Genomic DNA, 18,399 nt, shown 5'->3' with positions numbered 1-18,399 from the left:
CCACCCCAATTCCTCTGGGTGACAGGACCGCCTGAGGGTTACGGTCGTGGCCATGTCCTACCGCGAGCTCGCCACCCGACCCGTCCTCGCCTGGTGCGCCGTCACCGCCGCCGGGCGGCTGCCCGTAGCCATGGCGCCGCTCGCGCTCGTCTTCCTCGTGCGCGAGCGGCCCGGCGGGTACTCCCTCGGGGCCGCGCTCGCCGCCGCGTACGTCATCGGGGAGATCGTCGCCGCCCCCGTCCTCGGCCTCCGTATGAACGCCGAGCGGGCCCGGCCACAGCTCGCCGCCGGACTCGCCGTCGGCGCCGCCGGGTTCGCCGGGCTCGGGTTCGTGCCCGGCGCCCACCCCGTCGTCCTCGCCGCCCTCGCGGTACTCGCGGGCGCCGGACCGGCGGCCGTGGCGGGCGGGCTGCGCGCGCTCCTGACGAGCATGGTCCCGGAGCGGGCCGTCACGCAGGCGATGAGCATGGAGTCGATGCTGACCTTCGGGGTGTGGGCGGCCTCGCCCGCGCTCGCCACCGGTCTCGCGCTCGGCGTCGGCCCCGACGTACCGCTGCTCCTCATGGCCGCCCTGATGGCGCTCTCGGTGGCCGGGATGTGGCTGCTGCCCGTCGGCTGGGCCGCCGAGCCGCCGGAGAAGGGGGTCTCCGCGCGGCGGGCGCTGCTGCGGGTCTGGCCCGTGTACGTCCTCGGGGCCGCCGGGCTCACACTGCTCGCCCTCGCCGAACTGCTCCTGCCCGCCCTGCTCGAACAGCGCGGGATCGCCATCGGCTGGGCCGGTCCGCTGCTCGCCGGGTTCTCGATCGGTTCGGCCGTCGGCGCGTTCGTCTACGGCCTGCGGGGGCACTGGCCGGGCCCGCTGCTCGTGCAGTCCGTCGTCCTGGTCCTCGGGGTGACCGCGGGAGTCGCCCTCGTCGCCCTCCTGCCCTGGACCGCCGCCATCGGCCTCGTCCTGGCCGCCGCCGGACTCCTCCAGGCGCCCGCCGCGCTCACCCGCAACCTGGCCCTGCGCCGGCTCCTCCCGGCGTCCGCGCTCGCCGCCGGGTACTCGGTCATGTACGCGGCCGTCGGCGCAGGTTACGCCGCCAGCGGCGCCCTCGCGGGCGGGCTGCTCAAGGTGGTGGCCCCGTCGACCGCGATCCTCTACGGCGTCGGTCTGACCGTGCTGCTCGTGGCGATCGGCACGGTGGGGGAGCGGCGGCTGACCCGCCGGACCCGGGAGTCTCAGGAGGAGGAATCCGTCGTGGACGCGGAGGAGCGGAAGGTGCGCCGGTAGGCGGTCGGGGTCACCCCGATCGCGCCCATCAGGTGCACGCGCAGCGACTGGGACGTGCCGAAGCCGGCGTCCTGCGCGACCCGGTCGACAGGCAGACCGGTGGACTCCAGGAGGTGCCGGGCCCGCTCGACGCGCTGCTGCGTGAGCCACTGCCCGGGGCTGATCCCGACCTCGTCGCGGAAGCGGCGGGTGAACGTCCGTACGCTCATCGACTCCTTCCCCGCCAGGTCCCGCAGCTGGATCGGCTCGTGGAGGTGGGCGAGCGCCCACGCCCTGGCCGTGGTCGTGGTGTGGGTGCCGGCCTCGGGGAGGGGCCGCTCGATGTACTGGGCCTGGCCGCCGTCGCGGTGGGGCGGTACGACGGTCCTGCGGGCGACGTCGTTGGCGACGGCCGTGCCGTGGTCGCGGCGCACGATGTGCAGGCACAGGTCGATCCCGGCGGCCACGCCCGCCGACGTGAGGACGTCGCCGTCGTCGACGAAGAGGACGTCGGCGTCGACCCGCACGCTCGGGAAGAGCCGCTGGAAGTGCGCGGCGGAGGACCAGTGGGTGGTGGCCGGGCGTCCGTCGAGGAACCCGGCCGCGGCGAGCACGTACCCGCCGGTGCAGATGGAGACGAGCCGGGTGCCGGGCCGGATGTGCGCGAGGGCGGCGGCGAGCTCCGCGGTGAGCCTGCCTTCCTCGTAGACGGGGCCGAGCTCGTACGAGGCGGGGACGACGACCGTGTCGGCGGTGGCGAGGATCTCGGGGCCGTGCTCCACGTACACGGAGAAGTCGGCGTCGGTGGGGACGGGGCCCGCGACCGGGGCGCAGGTGACGATCTCGTACAGCAGCGTGCCCTCCGCGTCCCGGGCGCGGCCGAAGATGCGGTGCGGGATGCCGAGTTCGAAGGGGAGGAGTCCGGGCAGGGCGAGGACGGCGACGCGGTGCGGGGACGGCACGGCGGGGCTCCCTTCGGGGGAAAAATCAGTGGTGGTCCAGACCAGTTACTGGTACCTCTTCGTGTCCGTGACGGACAACACGTACAAGTCTGAGGCCGCCGAACGGATTCCCGTACCGGCCGAGCCGCCCGCACTGTGGAACCGTAACTTCCGGCTCTTCTTCGTCGCCCGCGCGGTCGCCGTCTTCGGCGAGGGCATGGTCCCGGTCGCCTACGCCGCCGGACTCCTCGGCGCCGGCCACCCCGGCTCCACCGTCGGCTTCGCCCTCGGCGGCTGGACCGCCGCCTTCGCGCTCTTCGTGCTCTTCGGCGGCGTCCTCGCCGACCGGTTCACCGCCCGCCGCATGATGATCCTCGCGGACCTGCTCCGCCTCCCCGGCGCCGCCGTCCTCGCCGTCTCCTTCACCCTCGGCAGCCCACCCCTGTGGGCCGTCTACGCCCTCTCCGTCCTCAGCGGCATGGGCGCCGCTCTCTTCCAGCCCGGCGTCGCCTCCACGATTCCGCGCATCGCCCCCGACGTGCAGCGCGCCAACGCCGTCCTGCGGGTCGTCGAGGCCCTCATGATCATGGCGGGACCGGCTGCGGCGGGGCTGCTCGTCGCCGTGTGGAACGCCGGCGCCGCCTTCGCCCTCAACGGCGCGACCTTCGCCGTCAGCGCCCTCTGCCTCGCCCTCATGCGGCTCGTCCCCATCCCGTCCGACACCGCACGTCGTGACTCCCTCGGCGCCGAACTCGTCGGCGGCTGGCGGGAGTTCCGCTCCCGCAGCTGGCTGTGGGGGGTCATCTCCATCTGGACGGTGTACGGGCTGACCGTCGCGGGCCCGATGGTGCCGCTCACCGCGAGCCTGGTCACCGGGGAGCACGGCTCCGCCACGTACGGCGTGCTCATGGCGATCAACGGCGCGGGCAGCGCCGTCGGCGGCCTCCTCGCCCTCCGGCTGCGGCCCCGCCGCCCCCTCGCGGCGGGCGCGGTGGCCCTCCTCGGCCTCCCCGTGAACCTCGTCCTGCTCGGTACGGGCGCCCCTGCGTGGGTGCTCGGCGCGGGCCAGTTCATCGGCGGCGCGGCCTTCGCGTTCTGGCTGGTCATGTGGTCCACCGCCGTCCAGACCCACGTCCCGCAGGAGGCCCTCAACCGGATGCACGCGTACGACGTGGCCGGCTCACTCCTCATGATGGGCGTCGGGCGCACCCTGTCGGGCCCGGTGGCGGCGGCCGTCGGCACGGAGGAGGTGCTGCTCGCGGGGGCGGGGATCGCGGTGCTCGTGGTGGGGGCGCTGCTCGCCGTACGGCCGATCAGGACGCTGCCGCGGGTGTAGGGGGCTTGATGGCGACTGGCCCGATCCTTTGGAAAGCTGTCATTCGGGTCAATGGTCGGTGCGGGGGTGCGGACGGGATGCTCTGTGGCATGGCCCAGACAACCGAGAGCGCCGCTCCCGCGCCCGCGACTCCCTCATCGCCCCGCCGCACGCCCCGCGTCCACCGCGCCTGGTTCGTCGCGGCGGTCACCTTCGTCACGATCATCGGCGCGGCGGCCTTCGCCTCGCTCCCGGGCCTGCTGATCGAGCCGCTGCACCAGGAGTTCGACTGGTCGCGCGGCACGATCGGCTTCGCCGTCTCGGTCAACCTCGCCCTCTACGGGCTCACGGCCCCGTTCGCCGCCGCCCTCATGGACCGCTTCGGCATCCGCCGGGTCGTCGCCGTCGCGCTGACGATCATCTCCGTCGGCTCGCTCCTCACCGTGTGGATGACGGCGGCCTGGCAGCTCGTCCTCTTCTGGGGCGTGCTCGTCGGCCTCGGCAGCGGCTCGATGGCGCTCGCGTTCGCCGCGACCGTCACCAACCGCTGGTTCGTCGCCCGCCGCGGCCTGGTCACCGGCATCCTCACCGCCGCCGGCGCCTCCGGCCAGCTCGTCTTCCTCCCCCTCCTCTCCTGGCTGGTCGAGGACCACGGCTGGCGCCCCGCCGCCGTCACCGTGTCGCTCGCCGCCCTCGCGGTCGTCCCCTTCGTCTGGCTGCTGCTCCGCGACCACCCGGCGGACACGGGCCTCGCCCCGTACGGCGGCGAGTACGCCGAGAAGCCCGCCCCCGTCACCGGCGCCGCGCGCCGGGCCGTCACCGTCCTCCTCAAGGCGGCCCGCACGGGCCCCTTCTGGCTGCTCGCCGGCACCTTCGCGATCTGCGGCGCCTCCACGAACGGCCTGGTCAAGACCCACTTCGTGCCCGCCGCCCACGACCACGGGATGCCCGTCACGGCGGCCGCGGGACTGCTCGCGGTCATCGGCGTCTTCGACGTCGTCGGCACGATCGCCTCGGGCTGGTTCACCGACCGCTTCGAGGCCCGCCGCCTGCTCGCGGTCTACTACGCGCTCCGCGGCATCTCCCTCCTCTTCCTGCCGATGCTGCTCGCGCCCACCGTGCACCCGCCGATGCTGTTCTTCATCGTCTTCTACGGCCTGGACTGGGTGGCCACGGTCCCGCCGACGATCGCGCTCTGCCGCGAGCACTACGGGGAGGACTCGGCGATCGTCTTCGGCTGGGTCCTCGCCTCCCACCAGGTCGGCGCGGCCGTCGTCGCCTTCGCGGGCGGTGTCGCCCGGGACGTCTTCGGCACGTACGACCTCGTCTGGTACGCGTCGGGCGCGCTCTGCGCGGCGGCGGCGCTGATGGCCCTGGTCATCCGCCGACCCCGGACGGAGACGGCGTCCCTGGCGGGAGCATGATGACCGCCAGGGGGTGATCGCCGATGAGCGGTCCTGACACGGGGCGGACGAACGCCCGGATGCTGCGGGTCTCGACGCTGGCGCTGTGCCTGGAGGCCGGGGTGGCCCTGGCCGTGCTGATGACGGTGGGCCTGAGCCGGACGGCGGAGACCGGCTACACGTACGAGGGCGGGCTGTTCCTGCTGGCGCTCCCGCTGGTGTCCACGTTCGGCGTGCTGGCGGCGTTCGCGGTCTCCGCCGTACTCGTCCTGCCCGTGGTGCTCCTCGGCGAGGACCTGGGGCGCAGGTTCGGCGGCCGCCCGGTCTGGTGGCAGCTGGGCCTGTCGGCCCTCGCCGGAGCCCTCCTGGCGCCGCTCGCCGGCGTGTGGGGATGGCTCGTGGGCTGGGCGTTCCTGGCGGTGGCGGCGCTGCTCACCCGGCCGGCGAGGCAGGGGTACTTCGTCTCCCTGCTGCTGTGGGGCACGCTCGCCGTGGTGAGCGTCTTCATGGTGGGCGGGATAGCCCTGTACATGGAGTCCTAGGCCTCCTGTTTCCGACACCGGAGTCCTGTTGGGTGCCAGTAGCCTGCGGCCATGTCCGATCCCTCTCCCTTCGCCATGCCCACCCGCTTCGACGGTGCCCCTGACCGTGTCGCAGTCGTCGTTCCAGGAGTCGGTTACTCGCCCGCCAGGCCGCTGCTGCACTTCGCTCGTGGCGTGCTCCTCCAGCACGGCTGGACGGTCCAGGAGCTGTGGTGGCAGATCCCGGACGACTTCTCGCAGTTCACCGTGGACGACCGGATCGCGTGGGTGGAGCGGCAGGTCACCCAGGCCGTCGACGCCGAGGCGGGGGCCTGTCGCCTCCTCGTCGGCAAGTCCTTGGGCTCACTCGCCTGCGGCATCGCAGCCGAGCGGAACATCGCAGCGGCCTGGCTCACTCCGCTCCTGACCATCGACCATGTGGCTCGTGCTCTCCGGCGAGCCCAGGCGCCGACCCTCCTCATCGGCGGTAGCGCCGACAGGCTGTGGGACTCACGGACCGCCGAGTCCCTACGACATGACGTCCTGGAAGTTCCCTCGGCGGATCACGCACTGGAGCTCGCGGACGACGCCACGGGATCCGTCGACGTATTGCGGCACGTCGTCTCACGGCTGGACCGCTTCATCGGCTCTCTCGACCTTGAGGAACCACGAGACAGGATCGCCCGGACAGGCTCCGGACGAGCAGGTCCGAAGTCTTCGGGTGCGTGAGGCGGGGGTCTCGTCGGTTCGTTCGTGACCATGTCAGTCGAAGTCCCGGCGGCGGCCCACCGGGACCGCGAGCAGGTAGAGCGGCGGCAGGAGCGCGGCCGTGCACACCGTCCACAGGGCCGCGTGCGTCCCCGCGTACGTGGCGAGCAGGCCGGCGCTGAGGGCGCCGAGGGGCTGGGCGCCCCAGGAGACGAAGCGGACGGTGGCCATGACACGGGAGAGGAGCTCGGGCGGGGACTCGGTCTGACGGTGCGTGCGAGTGGTGATCGACCCGATGACGACGCCGAAGGCAAAGCCGGCGTTGCCCAGGGCGAACCAGTACGCGTCGGCCGCGGACGTGGTCAGCGGGGCCAGCAGGGCAGCGGCGCCGCCGGCCAGCGCGGTCCCGACGAGCACCCGGGCGGTGCCGAACCGCCGGGTCAGCCGGACCGCCACGGCGGATCCGGCGAGCGCGCCGATCCCGTCCATGGCGAGCACCAGGCCGAGTTGCACGGGCGTCAGTCCGGCCTCACGGACCAGGTAGAGGGGGGTGAGGGCGACCAGGGCGGCGCAGACGAAGTTGGTGCCGGTGGCCCAGAGCATGCAGGGCAGCATCACCGGGTGCCGCGTCACATACGTCCAGCCCTCACGGATCAGCCGGAGGGCACCGTCGCCGGTGCGGGCGGCGGGACGGCGCTCGGGGAGCGTACGCAGCAGCAGGGCGGAGAACAGGTAGCTGGCCGCGTCCACGAGGAGTGCGCCGACCGGGCCCGCGGCGTGTACGAGGAGACCGCCCCCGGAGGGCCCTCCGGTCTCGGTGACGGCGTGCGTGCCGGACATCAGGCTGTTGCGGGCGGCGAGCTGCCGGGCCGGGACGATGGCGGGCAGGAAGGTCGAGTTGCCGATGTCGAAGAGCACGGTCGCGGCGCCGGTGACCAGCGCGGCGAGCAACAGGTGCGGGTAGCTGAGCCGGTCGAGCCACCAGGCGAGCGGGAGGGATCCGACGGCGACGAACCGTACGAGGTCGAGGGCGACCTGGAGGCGGCGGAGCGGGACGCGCTGGGCGATCACTCCGGCCGGGAGGCTGAGCAGCAGCCACGAGATCTGTCCGGCGGCGGCGAGCAGGGCGGCTTGGAGCGCGGTGGCGTCGAGGACGGTGAGGGCGATCAGGGGCAGAGCGAGGGCGGTGACGGCGGTGCCCGCGTCGCTGACGGTGGTAGCGGCCCAGTAGCGCCAGAAGACGGCCGGAGGCGAGGTCGCGTGGTGCGTGCTGCGGCGATCGTGCTTCGGGACCGTCGGTGCCTCGCTCATGCGACGCCCACCCCCAGTGAGTCTCTTTTGGGAACTTACCTTGTCGAGTGAGTTCCTATCCGGAACTGACCGCATGGCGCAAGATGGTTTCGAAGACCGCACACTGCAGAAGCCGCAGACGCCGCATCCGGAGGACAGGAGCCCCATGGTCAGGTCGGTGCCCGAGCGGGACGCCGCCTGTGCGATCGCGCAGGCGGCCGCGGTGGTCGGCGACTGGTGGAGCCTGCTCCTGGTGAGAGAGGCCGCCCGCGGGCACCACCGCTTCGACGCGCTCCAGGAGGAGCTGGGGATCTCCCGCAAGGTGCTGACCGAGCGCCTTGCGCACCTGGTGGAGGCGGAGGTCCTGGAGAAGGTTCCGTATCAGAGCGGCCCGGTGCGGTACGAGTACCGGCTGACGGAGAGCGGGCGGGGGCTGCTGCCCGTGCTGCTCTCGATGCAGGACTGGGCGGACCGCTGGCTGCTCGGCGACGGCTCACTCAGCGGTACGGCCGACGACCACAGTGCCGAGGCCCGGCGCGTGGCGGACCTGGTGGGCGAGCGGCTGCCGCGCCTCGCACTGCCGGGGCACCGGGACGGCGAGCCGCTGGACCCGGTGGCCGAGGCCGCGGCCACCGTCCTGTTCTGCTACCCGGCGACCGGCCGCCCCGGCCCGTTGCCGGACGGCTGGGCCGACATCCCGGGCGCGATCGGCTGCACCCTGGAGAACCGGCTGTTCCGGGACGCGTACGACGACTTCCGCGCGGCGGGCGCCGAGGTGCGCGGCGTGAGCACGCAACGCCCGGATGAGCAGCGGGTGTTCGCGGTCGAGGAGGGAATCCCCTTCGCGCTGCTCTCGGACGTCGACCTGCGCCTCGCCGCCGCCCTGCGGCTACCCGTGTTCCGCGCCGGGCAGGCGCTGCGGCTGAAGCGGGCGGTGCTGGTGGTGGACCGCGAGCGCGTGGTGCGCCAGGCGCGCTTCCCGGTGACGGACATTCCGGGGGCGGTGCGCGAGGCGCTGGCGGTGGTGCGGCGGATGGCGGTCTAGCGCTCCGGCCGCCTGTCATCGCCCCGGGCCGGACGCCACACTCCTGCCGGAGTACTGCCGGAGTGCTACCGGAGCACTAGGAGCGGAACCGCCCGAACCGCCCCCGATGGAAGAGCAGCGGATCCCCGCCCCCGTCCCTGTCCCCGTCCTCCGTCGCGCCGAGGGAGTCGACCCGCCCGACCACGATCAGATGGTCGCCGCCGGTGTGGACGGCGGTGATCGTGCAGTCGATCCAGGCGGGCGAGCCGGCGAGGCGCGGTGACCCGGTCGCCGGAGCCGGCTCCCAGTCGACCCCCGCGAACTTGTCGGCCCCGCTCACCGCGAACGACCGGCAGAGCGGGCCCTGTTCGGCCCCGAGGATGTTGACGCAGAAGGTGCCGGCGTCCGCGATCCGGGGCCAGGTCGTCGACGTACGGGCGACCATGAAGGCGACCAGGGGCGGGTCGAGGGAGAGCGAGGCGAAGGACTGGCAGGCGAAGCCCGCCGGGCCGTCGGCGTCGAGGGCCGTGACGATCGTGACCCCGCTCGCGAAGTGACCGAGGACGCGGCGGAATTCGGCCGGGTCGACGGGCGGTCGCTCGTCCTCCCGCACCGCGCGCAGTACCGGCCGTGGCAGTGGTTCGACGGCCGTGGGCGAACCGGCCGCTCTCAGGTGTCGGACGGCGGTGGCCGCCATCCCGGCGTGTCCCATCACACCACCCATTGAAACTGACGGTTCGTCAGATGGGAAGCCCCGGGAACGGAGAAGCCCCCGGGCGACGTCCGTCTCCGTCCGCCGCCCCGGGGGCCTCCTGCGTACCGCGCGCGAGGATCAGCCGACGACCGCCGAGGTCGCCCGGGTCCATGCGACCCCGGACGAGTGACCGGTCCGGTAGGCCGTCACCCGCACGGTGATCTTCGTCCCGCGCTGCGCCTTCGTCAGCGTGCACCAGGCCTTCGTCGCTCCGCTGATCGCCCGCCCGTTCGCGTACCACTGGTAGGCGTACGAGGTCGGCGCGGGCGTCCACGTCCCCCGGTTCAGGGTGAGCGTCCGCCCGACCCGGACGGTACCGGTGAGGTACGGAGCGGAGGTCGCCTTCGGCGCGAGGCCGGTGGCGACGGTGTACCCGGCGGTCGTGGAGACCCCGCTGAGATGCCCGGTCCGATGGGCGGTCACGGTCACGGTCAGCTTCTTGCCGACGACGGACGCGACGGGGGTGTACGTCGACCCGGTGGCCCCGGAGATCGCGACGCCGTTGGCCCGCCACTGGTAGGCGTACGAGGTCGGCGCGGGCGACCAGGTCCCGACGACGGCCGTGACCTTGTTCCCGACGCGGGCGGTGCCTGAGAGGGAGGGGGCCTTGGTGGGCTTGGGGGCGACGCCCTTGCCGACGGCGACGGCCGCGCTCGTGGACGTGAGCGTCGGGTGCCCGGTCTTCCGCGCGATCACGGCCACCGACAGCTGCTTGCCCTGGATGGTGGAGGGGATCGTGTACGTGGAGGCCGTGGCCCCCGCGATCGCGATCCCGTTGGCCCGCCACTGGTACGCGAGCGAGTCCACCGGCAGCGACCACGACCCGGCCTTCGCCGTGACTTTCGCGCCGACGATCGCGGTGCCGGAGAAGGTGGGGGCGGCGGTGTTGCGGAGGGCGGCGACGACGGTGACGGCGTTGCTGTCCTGGGAGCGCGAGTAGCGCGTGTACACCCTCGTCATGAGCGGGCCCAGCGGGGCGTCCGTCAGGTCGATGGAGACCGTCATGCTCCGCCGGTCGGGAGCGACGGTGGTCGCGGTCGACAGAGCCCGGTAGTCCGCGCCCGACTGGATCAGGAACACCTGGTCCTCGTCGTGCAGAGCGGTGCCGGTGACCTTCATCGTGATCTTGCCCTTGCCGACCGTGGCGGGGCCGACACTGCCGACGGTCCACTCATCGGGCCCGCACAGGCTGGAGCCGCCGCACCTGCCCTCGACGCGCAGCGCCGTGGCGGCCTGGGCCGGGGTCTCCGGCAGTCCGACCACCAGGGTGCTCGTCTGGGCCACCCGCTCGAACTTCTCGGTCTGCAGGCCGCATGTGTAGGAGTAGCCGTCGGGGCCGTAGATCTGCCGGCAGCCGTCCTTCAGAGGGGATCCGTAGTACAGCTTCGGGGTCGGTATCTGCGCGACGGTCCCCGTGGGCGAGAGCTTCAGGTCGAAGTCGTCGCGCGTCGCCGTCGGCAGCACCGCGCACACCGCCGTCTTCTGCTCCGACAGCGTGGAGACCAGCGGCCCGAAGCCGTAGCTGACGTTCGGCACCTTGACGCACTCGGGCGCGGGGCCGGCGGCCGTGCCGATCCGCAGGGCGTCGAGGCGGTAGGCGGGCGCGGCGGTCTCGCCCTCCCGGACGACTACGAGAGCCTGGTAGCGCGTGGAGCCCGTTACCGCGCAGCCGTTGGTGAAGTAGCCGCAGTGGGCCACGCCGTTCGCGTCGTACACGGCGAACCGCGCGGAGCTCCGCGCGTCACGCGCGTTCAGGTGCAGGGTGTCCCGCGCGTCCGCCGTCGTCACCTGGTGGCACAGGAAGGTCCCCGGCTTCGCCGGGACACCGCCGGTGGACGGGCCGCCGACGGCGACGGCCGGGGTGGTGACACAGCCGCGTGCCGTGGCGGTGACGTCCCGGCGGGTGAGCGCGAACTCGGCGGGCTTGTCATGGCCCTGGACCAGGACGGTGTGCGCGAGACCAGGTGTCAGGGCGCACGTGGTCCACGTGTTGTAGTAGGTACTGATCGAGCAGACGTGCTTGCCGGTCGAGTCGAGGACGTTGACCTCGGCTCCCGCGGTGCCCGAGACCTTCTGGATCTGCGTGAGCTCGTTCGCGGAGTGAGCCGCGGCCGGGATGGTCAGACAGTCGGCGAAGACGCCCTCGCCGGTCCGTACGGTCATCCGCGTCGGGTTCGTGGTGAAGTCGCCGGCCAGGAAGGTCCGGCAGGCGCTCGGGGCGTCCGTGCGGTGGACGACGAGACGGTACGTACGGGACGCGGCGTCGAGGTACTCCTTGGAGACCAGCACGCGGTACGGGGCGGTGCCGCCCAGCTCACACGTGCCCTTGGTCAGGCCGCTGTCGCAGAAGGCGGTACCGGCCGCGTCGACCACGGTGAACTCGGCGGCGTCCCCGCCCAGGATGGCGATGTGGGCGTCCTGAGGAACCGGCAGGTGCAAGCAGTCCACCGCACCCCGTGCGTCGAACGTCCCCTGATAGGTGGCCGCGAGAGTGACACCGCTGTCGCAGCCCTCCGTGGAGGCGCGGTCGAGGATACGTACGGGCTTGTCGGTGACGAGGGTGTAGGGGACGCCCGCGGTGAGCGCGCAGTTCTGTCCCGCCGCGCAGGCGGTGGTGCCGTCCGGGCGGTACACGTCGATCCCGGCGGCCCCCGTGTCCGGGCCGACCTCGTCCACGTCGTAGCGGCCGGTCGTGGTCGGGGTGAACGTCCTGCATCCGGTTCCCGGGGCGGCCTCGGCGGGGGCGGAGCCGTAGGAGGTCTCGGTCACGGGGACGCAGCCCGCCGGGTCCGACAGACGGCGGACCTTGAACGTGTACGAGGAGGCGGTGCTGTCAGCGGCGTCCGGCACGGTGGCGAGGACGCGGTAGCCGCTGGTGCCCTCAGGCAGCACGCAGCCGTCGCTGCGGTCCTCGTAGGCGGGGCAGATGCGCTTGCCGGTGTCGTCGGTGACCCAGAAGATCGGTTCGTAGCCGCCGAGCTGGGCGTCGACGGTGATCCGCTCACCAGGGGAGGCGGTGAAGGAGCGGCAGACGACGCCCGTCCGGCCGTACCCCCGCCCGGTCGCCGGGGCCGAGTCGTAGCGCGTGCCGGGCACGGCCGGACAGCCGGGAGCGGCCGTCAGCGGGACCAGAGAGACGAGGCCTTCCCCGGCCGACCCGCTGCTGTTGTGGAGCTTGAGCGTGTACGGTCCGGCGGCGAGCTCGCACCAGCTGTACCGGTAGGCGAAGTACGTGCAGTCGACCCAGGTCTCACCCGAGTACAGCGACGCACTTACCTGGTCGTCGGCGGTGAGCAGACGGTACTGACCCGGGTTCTCCACGGTCACCGTGAAGCAGCTGGTGCCGTCCCCGTCCACCGTGAAGGCGCCCCTCGCGTCGGCGGGCGCGCCGAGCGCGGTGAACGGCAGGTCGGGACAGGGCGGGCCGGTGGGCGTGGGCTCCTCGGACGGCGTCGGGTCCACGGACGGCGTGGGTACGGGCTCGTCCGTGGGCGTCGGGTCCACGGACGGCGTGGGCACCGGATCGGTCGCCGCGGCGGTCGGCGGCGTGGGCGTCGCCGCCAGGGCCGTACCCGCGGGGATCGCGGATCCCAGAAGGGCCGTCAGCAGAGCAGGGACAAGCAGGAGCGCTTTCGTGGATCCTATGGATCCTATGGATCGTCTGGATCTCACGCGCGAGCGCGCGAAGTTGGGCATTCCGTTCCCCCCGGAGCGGCAGTGTGTGGCATATGCGCGACACACCATAAGGCCCCGGGCGGACAGCCCTGCTACCCGCTACCGCCCCTCGTACCGCGCCTCCCGCCGCTCCACGAAGCTCGCCACCCCCTCCTGTGCGTCCCGGGTCGTCATGTTGAGCTCCTGGGCCGTCGCCTCGGTCGCGAAGGCCGTTGCTCGGTCCGTGTCCAGGGACGCGTTGACCAGCTGCTTCGTCAGGGCGAGGGCTCGCGTCGGGCCCTGGGCGAGGCGTTCCGCCCACTCCCGGGCCGTCTTCTCCAGGTCCTCCGCCGGGACGACCCGGTTCACCAGGCCCATCTCCTTCGCCTCCGCCGCCGGCACCGCGTCGCCGAAGAACATCAGCTCCTTCGCCCGCTGCGGCCCGATCAGCCGGGGGAGGAGGTACGCGCCCCCGCCGTCCGGGACGAGTCCCCGGCGTACGAACACCTCGATGAAGCGCGCCGAGTCCGCCGCGAGCACCAGGTCGCAGGCGAAGGCGAGGTGCGCCCCGATCCCCGCCGCCGTGCCGTTCACCGCCGCGATCACCGGCTTCTCGCAGTCCATGACCGCCCCGATGAACCGCTGCGCGCCCAGCCGGATCATCCGGGCCACGTCCCCCGCCACCCGGTCCGCCCCGGACGACGGAGCCCCCCGCAGGTCCGCGCCCGCGCAGAAGCCCCGGCCGGTCGCCGTGACGACCACCGCCCGGACGTCCGGGTCGGCGGAGGCCGACGCCAGCAGGGCGATGATCCGCTCCCGCTGGTCCCAGGTGACCGCGTTCATCGCCTCGGGGCGGTTGAGCGTGATCCAGGAGACGCCGTTCTCCACGGCGTGCAGGACCTCGTCCACGAGAAACTCCTATCGGCAGACCGCGAGCGCGTCCAGGGCCACCGCCCCCTGCCCGCGCGGCAGCACCATCAGCGGGTTGATGTCCAGTTCGGCGAGGTCGCCGTCGAGTTCGAGCGCCATCCGCTGCACCCGCAGCACGACCTCGACGAGCGCGTCGACGTCGGCCGGCGGTGCGCCCCGTACGCCCTCCAGGAGTGCCCGGCCGCGCAGGTCCGCGAGCATGGAGCGGGCCTCCTGCTCGCCGAACGGCGGGACGCGGACGGCCGTGTCGTTCAGGACCTCGACGAGCACCCCGCCGAGGCCGACGGTGACGGTCGGGCCGAAGAGATCGTCGCGGGTCACGCCCACCACCATCTCCACGCCCCGCCCGACCATCTGGCAGACGAGGATGCCGTCGAGGTCGATCGACTCGTACCGGGCGATGTCGGTGAGCTCGCGGTACGCGTCCCGCACCTGACTGGCCGAGGTCAGGCCGACCTTCACCAGGCCCAGCTCCGTCTTGTGGGCGAGCTGCGCGCCCGACGCCTTCATCACGACCGGGTAGCCGACGAGCCCCGCGGCCCGGACGGCCGCCGCCGCGCTCGTGACGAGCTGCTCGCGCGGCACCCGAATCCCGTACGCCCGCAGCAGCTGCTTCGCCGCATGCTCGCTGAGCCGCCGGCCGGGCCGCATGAGGGCCTGGGCCTTGCGGAAGGAGGGGGAGGGCGTGCGGGGGGCCTCGTCGAAGGGGGAGCGGTAGCCGGTGGTGAAGCGGTGGTGGTCGAGGTAGGCCTTCACGGCCCCGATGCAGTTGCCGAAGGTACGGAAGGTGGCGACGCGCGAGGAGCCGAGGAGTGTCGTGCGGTACGCGTCCTCCGTCCCGACCGGCGATCCCCAGACCACGCACACCAGCTTGTCCGTCGCCTCGGCGGCGTCCACCAGGTCCTGCGCGAGCTTGTCGCTCATCGGCGGGAAGGGGCCGGTGATGGGACAGATGAGGACGCCGACGGAGGGGTCGGCGAGGATCGCGTCGATGATCTTCCGGCCGCGCCAGTCGCCCACCGGGTGCCCGCCGTTGTCGACGGGGTTGGAGACGCTCAGGTACTCCGGGATCCACTGGTGCAGTTCGTCCTGCTTGGCCTGGGGGAGCGTGGGGAGTTCGAGTCCCGCCGCCGTGGCCAGGTCGGCGAAGTGGGCTCCCGTACCGCCGGAGATGGAGTAGACGACGACGCCGTCGGCCTGCGGCCTGCGGGCGCGGGCGAGCAGCGTCGCGGTGTCCTGGAGCTGGTCGAGCCCGTCGACCCGGATCACCCCGTACTGACGCATGGCAGCGTCGACGACCTGGTCGGCGCCGGTGAGCTTGCCGGTGTGGGAGGCGGCGGTGCGGGCCCCGGTCTCGGTGCGGCCGACCTTCACGGCGACCACGGGCACGCCCTCGCGCGCGGCCCGGTCGGCGGCCAGGAGGAAGGAGCGGCCGTCCTTGAGCCCCTCGACGTAGCAGGCGATGGCCCCGACCTCGGGCAGTCCGGCGAAGTACGAGATGAAGTCGGAGGTCTCCAGGTCGGCTTCGTTGCCGGTGGGAGCCCAGTGGGAGAGTCGGACGCCCAGCTCCTGGAGGGTGAAGACGGGCCGCCCCTGGTGGCCGGACTGGGTGATGAGGGCGACGGCGGGGCCTTCGAGGTCGTCGCGGAAGCGCTCGAAGGCGTTGAGGTTGGTGTTGGGGCCGAGGAGCCGGATGCCCGAGCGGCGTACGGCGGCGGCGAGCCGTTCCTGCGCGGCGGCGCCCGCCTCGCCGGTCTCGGCGAAGCCGGAGGCGAAGGCGACGGCGAACTTCACCTTGGTGTCGGCGAGTTCCTCGATGACGGGGAGCGGGTCGGCGACGAGGAGGACGGCGAGGTCGACGGGCTCGGTGAGCGCGGAGACGGAGGGGACGCAGTCGATCCCGAAGACGCTCGTACGGGTCGGGTGCACGGGCACGAGCCGGGCGCCGACCCGCTCGGCCCAGGCGAGCAGCTGCCGGGTGATCCCGGTGTTGGGGCGGCCTTCGGTGTCGGAGGCGCCGACGACGGCGACGGACCCGGGCCGGAAGAACCGGTCGAGGTCGGGCACGGGGGCGTGCAGCGGGCGCCCGCTGACGTCCCGGTCGCCGGGGGCGACGGTGACGCCGTGCACGACGGCGGCGGGCGCCTCCCCGCAGGCGACCACGCGGGCGCGGAGATCGGTGGTGAAGGTGCCGTGAGTCGATCCAAGCATCGTTCCGCTCCACCTTCCGCCCATGACTACTGACCTGACGCCTAGTCAGATTACAGAACTGACGGCCAGTCAGGAATGGTCGTGCGGGGATGGATGTTCGGGGAGCGGACGGAGAGGGGGTGTGGGGGAGGAGCGGGGAGGGGCATCGGAGCCCTCCCCACCTGCTCGGCGCCCTCCAGCGGGAGTCTTGCCGATCAGGCCGGGCTAGCGGCTCCGCGCGATCCGCCGCGCGATCCTCTCCGCGTCGAGTGCCAGTTCCCGGAACATGCCGCTGATCGGATTCGTGAACCCCGTGAAGTACAGCCCCGGCGCCTCGCGCGCGCAGCGCGCCCCGTGTGCCACCGGTCGTCCCTGCTCGTCGAGCACGCCCTCCAGGTGCCCGAGGAGCGGTTCCAGGGCGCGCCGGTAGCCGGTCGCCGCGATCACCGCGTCCGGGGTGATCCGGGTGCCGTCCGCGAGGAGCACCTCGCCGCCCTCGAAGGCGTCGACGGCGGCGACGACCTCGACCTTCCCGGACCGTACGGCGTCGATCAGGCCCACGTCCTGCACCGGGATCGCACCCTCCCGCTGCCGGGTGGCGAGGCCCTTCTCCGGCCGGGGCAGCCCGTACGCCGTCAGGTCCGGCAGGGAGCAGCGCCCCATCACCTCGCCCATCCGGTCGGCCACGGCCACCGGCAGGCGCCGCACCAGGATGCCGCTGCGTTGGGCGGGCCAGCCGGCCGTCGTGCGCCGCACGATGTGCGGGACGGTCCGCACCGCGAGCCGTACGCGCCCGGCGCCGCCCTCGGCGAGGTCGGCGGCGATCTCGGCCCCGGTGTTCCCGGCGCCGACGACGAGGACGTCCTTGCCCTCGTACGGACCGGGGTTGCGGTAGGTCCGGGCGTGGCTCAGTTCGCCCTCGTACGCGTCGCGGCCCGGCCACTCCGGCAGGCGCGGGGTGTGGTTGTACCCGGTGGCCACGACCACCGCGCGCCCGGTGAGCCGCCGGCCGCCGGTCGCGTGCAGGAGCCACTCCTCGCCCGCCCGCTCGATCCGGAAGACCTCGACGCCCGTCACGATCTCCAGCTCGTGCTTCTCCGCGTACGTCTCCAGGTAGCGCACCACGTCCGCGCGGGCGACCCAGCGGCCGAAGGCGCGGGGCATGCGCAGGCCGGGGAGGCCGGAGAGCCGCCGGGTGGTGTGGAGCCGCAGCCGGTCGTAGTGGGCACGCCAGGAGGCGCCGACGGCGTCGGACTTCTCCAGGACGACGGCCCGGACGCCGCGCTCGCGCAGGGAGGCGGCGACGGCGAGCCCGCCGGGGCCGCCGCCGATGACGTACACCGGGTGAGCGGAGGATTGCTGGGGGGTGGTGACCATGACTGCTGAGCGTAATGACGTGTACACGCAGTGGGTCTCGACGGGGGCGGATTTCGGTTGCGAATCGGTCACGCGCGCCCGCCCCTTGCGCGGGGAGCCCGCCCTGCGCTGAACTGACGGCTGAGCTGACGTACCGTCAGATTCCTGGATCGACTCCTCGAGAGGGCGCGCGTATGCAGACCGTCTGGCTCACCGGCGCCGAATGGCTCGCCGTCCTCCGCATCGGCCTCGGCCTGTGGTGGCTGGAGAGCTGGCGCCACAAGGACAGGAAGGGCTGGTTCGAGCGAGGCACCGGCATCGCCTGGGCCGCCGACGTCGCCGCCAACCACAAGTGGCCCCAGGTGAAGAAGGGCTTCGACACCGTCGTCGCCCCCCGCCCCAAGGTCATGGCGTACGTCGTCGTCTACGCCGAACTCGCCCTCGGCCTCGGCCTGGTCGTCGGCTTCCTCACCCCGGTCGCCCTCGTCGGCGGCCTCCTCCTCAACCTCCTCTACCTCGTCCTGATGATCCACGACTGGGCCGAGCAGGGGCAGAACGCGATGATGGCGCTGATATCCCTGGTCGCCCTCCTCGCCATGTCCTGGCAGACCTGGTCCCTCGACTCCGCGATCGGACTCTTCTGATGAGCAACCCGAGGACGGCCGCCGACCCCGACATCGACGCCTTCACCCGCCCGTACTGGGACGCCGCCGCCGAAGGCCGGCTCCTCCTGCGCCACTGCGCGGCCTGCGACAGGACCCACCACTACCCGCGCGAGTTCTGCCCGCACTGCTGGAGCGAGGACGTCCGCTGGGAGCAGGCGAGCGGCCGCGCCACGCTCTACACCTGGTCGGTCGTCCACCGGAACGACCTCCCGCCCTTCGGGGAGCGTGTCCCGTACGTCGCGGCCGTCGTCGACCTCGCGGAGGGCCCGCGCATGATGACGGAGGTCGTGGACGTGCCGGAGGCGGAGCTCCGCATCGGGATGGAGCTGCGGGTCGCCTTCCGGGCGGAGGGGGACGCGACGGTGCCGGTCTTCACGACCGGCTCCTGACGCG

The 18,399-nt window shown here is 73.0% G+C and carries 15 protein-coding genes; 8 read left to right on the top strand and 7 right to left on the bottom strand.

Going from position 1 to position 18,399, the window contains the following annotated elements:
- Positions 1–52 precede the first annotated feature (52 nt).
- Positions 53–1,276 carry an MFS transporter gene (locus OG357_RS16375; protein WP_329621848.1) on the top strand — a complete coding sequence of 408 codons (1,224 nt, stop codon included), beginning with the start codon at positions 53–55 and terminating at the stop codon, positions 1,274–1,276.
- Here the strand turns inward: OG357_RS16375 and OG357_RS16370 are convergent.
- On the bottom strand, positions 1,225–2,217 hold the full coding sequence (locus OG357_RS16370; RefSeq protein WP_329621847.1) for a GlxA family transcriptional regulator: 993 nt from the start codon (positions 2,215–2,217) through the stop codon (positions 1,225–1,227). The two genes, OG357_RS16375 and OG357_RS16370, sit on opposite strands and share 52 nt — an antisense overlap.
- A gap of 61 nt (positions 2,218–2,278) precedes the next feature.
- Between OG357_RS16370 and OG357_RS16365 the strand changes: the two genes are divergently transcribed.
- From OG357_RS16365 to OG357_RS16350, 4 genes are all read left to right on the top strand, one after another.
- On the top strand, positions 2,279–3,532 hold the full coding sequence (locus OG357_RS16365; RefSeq protein ID WP_443066810.1) for an MFS transporter: 1,254 nt from the start codon (positions 2,279–2,281) through the stop codon (positions 3,530–3,532).
- An 89-nt stretch (positions 3,533–3,621) separates the two neighbouring features.
- Positions 3,622–4,935, top strand: a complete 1,314-nt coding sequence (locus tag OG357_RS16360; protein WP_329621846.1) for an MFS transporter — start codon at positions 3,622–3,624, stop codon at positions 4,933–4,935.
- 23 nt (positions 4,936–4,958) lie between these two features.
- On the top strand, positions 4,959–5,456 hold the full coding sequence (locus tag OG357_RS16355; RefSeq protein ID WP_329621845.1) for a hypothetical protein: 498 nt from the start codon (positions 4,959–4,961) through the stop codon (positions 5,454–5,456).
- Positions 5,457–5,507: 51 nt separating this feature from the next.
- Positions 5,508–6,164 (top strand): alpha/beta hydrolase, encoded by a 657-nt coding sequence (locus OG357_RS16350; RefSeq protein ID WP_329621844.1) that lies wholly within the window; start codon positions 5,508–5,510, stop codon positions 6,162–6,164.
- A 33-nt stretch (positions 6,165–6,197) separates the two neighbouring features.
- Here OG357_RS16350 and OG357_RS16345 read toward each other — a convergent pair whose 3' ends face one another.
- Positions 6,198–7,454: an MFS transporter gene (locus tag OG357_RS16345; RefSeq protein WP_329621843.1), complete on the bottom strand. Its 1,257-nt coding sequence runs from the start codon at positions 7,452–7,454 to the stop codon at positions 6,198–6,200.
- A 145-nt stretch (positions 7,455–7,599) separates the two neighbouring features.
- Between OG357_RS16345 and OG357_RS16340 the strand changes: the two genes are divergently transcribed.
- Positions 7,600–8,478 carry a winged helix-turn-helix transcriptional regulator gene (locus OG357_RS16340; RefSeq protein WP_329621842.1) on the top strand — a complete coding sequence of 293 codons (879 nt, stop codon included), beginning with the start codon at positions 7,600–7,602 and terminating at the stop codon, positions 8,476–8,478.
- 76 nt (positions 8,479–8,554) lie between these two features.
- On the opposite strand, the gene OG357_RS16335 is transcribed toward OG357_RS16340, so the two are convergent.
- The 5 genes from OG357_RS16335 to OG357_RS16315 all read right to left on the bottom strand — a co-directional run bounded on the left by OG357_RS16335 (position 8,555) and on the right by OG357_RS16315 (position 17,362).
- A complete protein-coding gene (locus OG357_RS16335; RefSeq protein WP_329621841.1) occupies positions 8,555–9,181 on the bottom strand; it encodes a flavin reductase family protein in 627 nt (208 codons plus the stop codon).
- 108 nt (positions 9,182–9,289) lie between these two features.
- Positions 9,290–12,673, bottom strand: a complete 3,384-nt coding sequence (locus OG357_RS16330; protein ID WP_329621840.1) for a hypothetical protein — start codon at positions 12,671–12,673, stop codon at positions 9,290–9,292.
- A 312-nt stretch (positions 12,674–12,985) separates the two neighbouring features.
- Positions 12,986–13,774 (bottom strand): enoyl-CoA hydratase/isomerase family protein, encoded by a 789-nt coding sequence (locus tag OG357_RS16325; protein WP_329621839.1) that lies wholly within the window; start codon positions 13,772–13,774, stop codon positions 12,986–12,988.
- 9 nt (positions 13,775–13,783) lie between these two features.
- Positions 13,784–16,006 carry an acetate--CoA ligase family protein gene (locus OG357_RS16320; RefSeq protein ID WP_329621838.1) on the bottom strand — a complete coding sequence of 741 codons (2,223 nt, stop codon included), beginning with the start codon at positions 16,004–16,006 and terminating at the stop codon, positions 13,784–13,786.
- A gap of 204 nt (positions 16,007–16,210) precedes the next feature.
- On the bottom strand, positions 16,211–17,362 hold the full coding sequence (locus OG357_RS16315; protein ID WP_329621837.1) for a flavin-containing monooxygenase: 1,152 nt from the start codon (positions 17,360–17,362) through the stop codon (positions 16,211–16,213).
- A 173-nt stretch (positions 17,363–17,535) separates the two neighbouring features.
- On the opposite strand from OG357_RS16315, the gene OG357_RS16310 reads away from it, so the two are divergent.
- Together OG357_RS16310 and OG357_RS16305 are read left to right on the top strand one after the other, a co-directional pair.
- Positions 17,536–17,985, top strand: coding sequence for a DoxX family membrane protein (locus tag OG357_RS16310; RefSeq protein ID WP_329621836.1), 450 nt, complete (start codon positions 17,536–17,538; stop codon positions 17,983–17,985).
- Positions 17,985–18,395 (top strand): Zn-ribbon domain-containing OB-fold protein, encoded by a 411-nt coding sequence (locus tag OG357_RS16305; protein WP_329621835.1) that lies wholly within the window; start codon positions 17,985–17,987, stop codon positions 18,393–18,395. The genes OG357_RS16310 and OG357_RS16305 overlap by 1 nt, the downstream gene beginning before the upstream one ends.
- Positions 18,396–18,399: the final 4 nt, after the last annotated feature.

This window comes from Streptomyces sp. NBC_01255 (assembly GCF_036226445.1).
GTDB lineage: Bacteria > Actinomycetota > Actinomycetes > Streptomycetales > Streptomycetaceae > Streptomyces.
The sequence above is the reverse complement of the archived record's forward strand: the minus strand, read 5'-3'. Positions and strand labels throughout refer to the sequence as shown.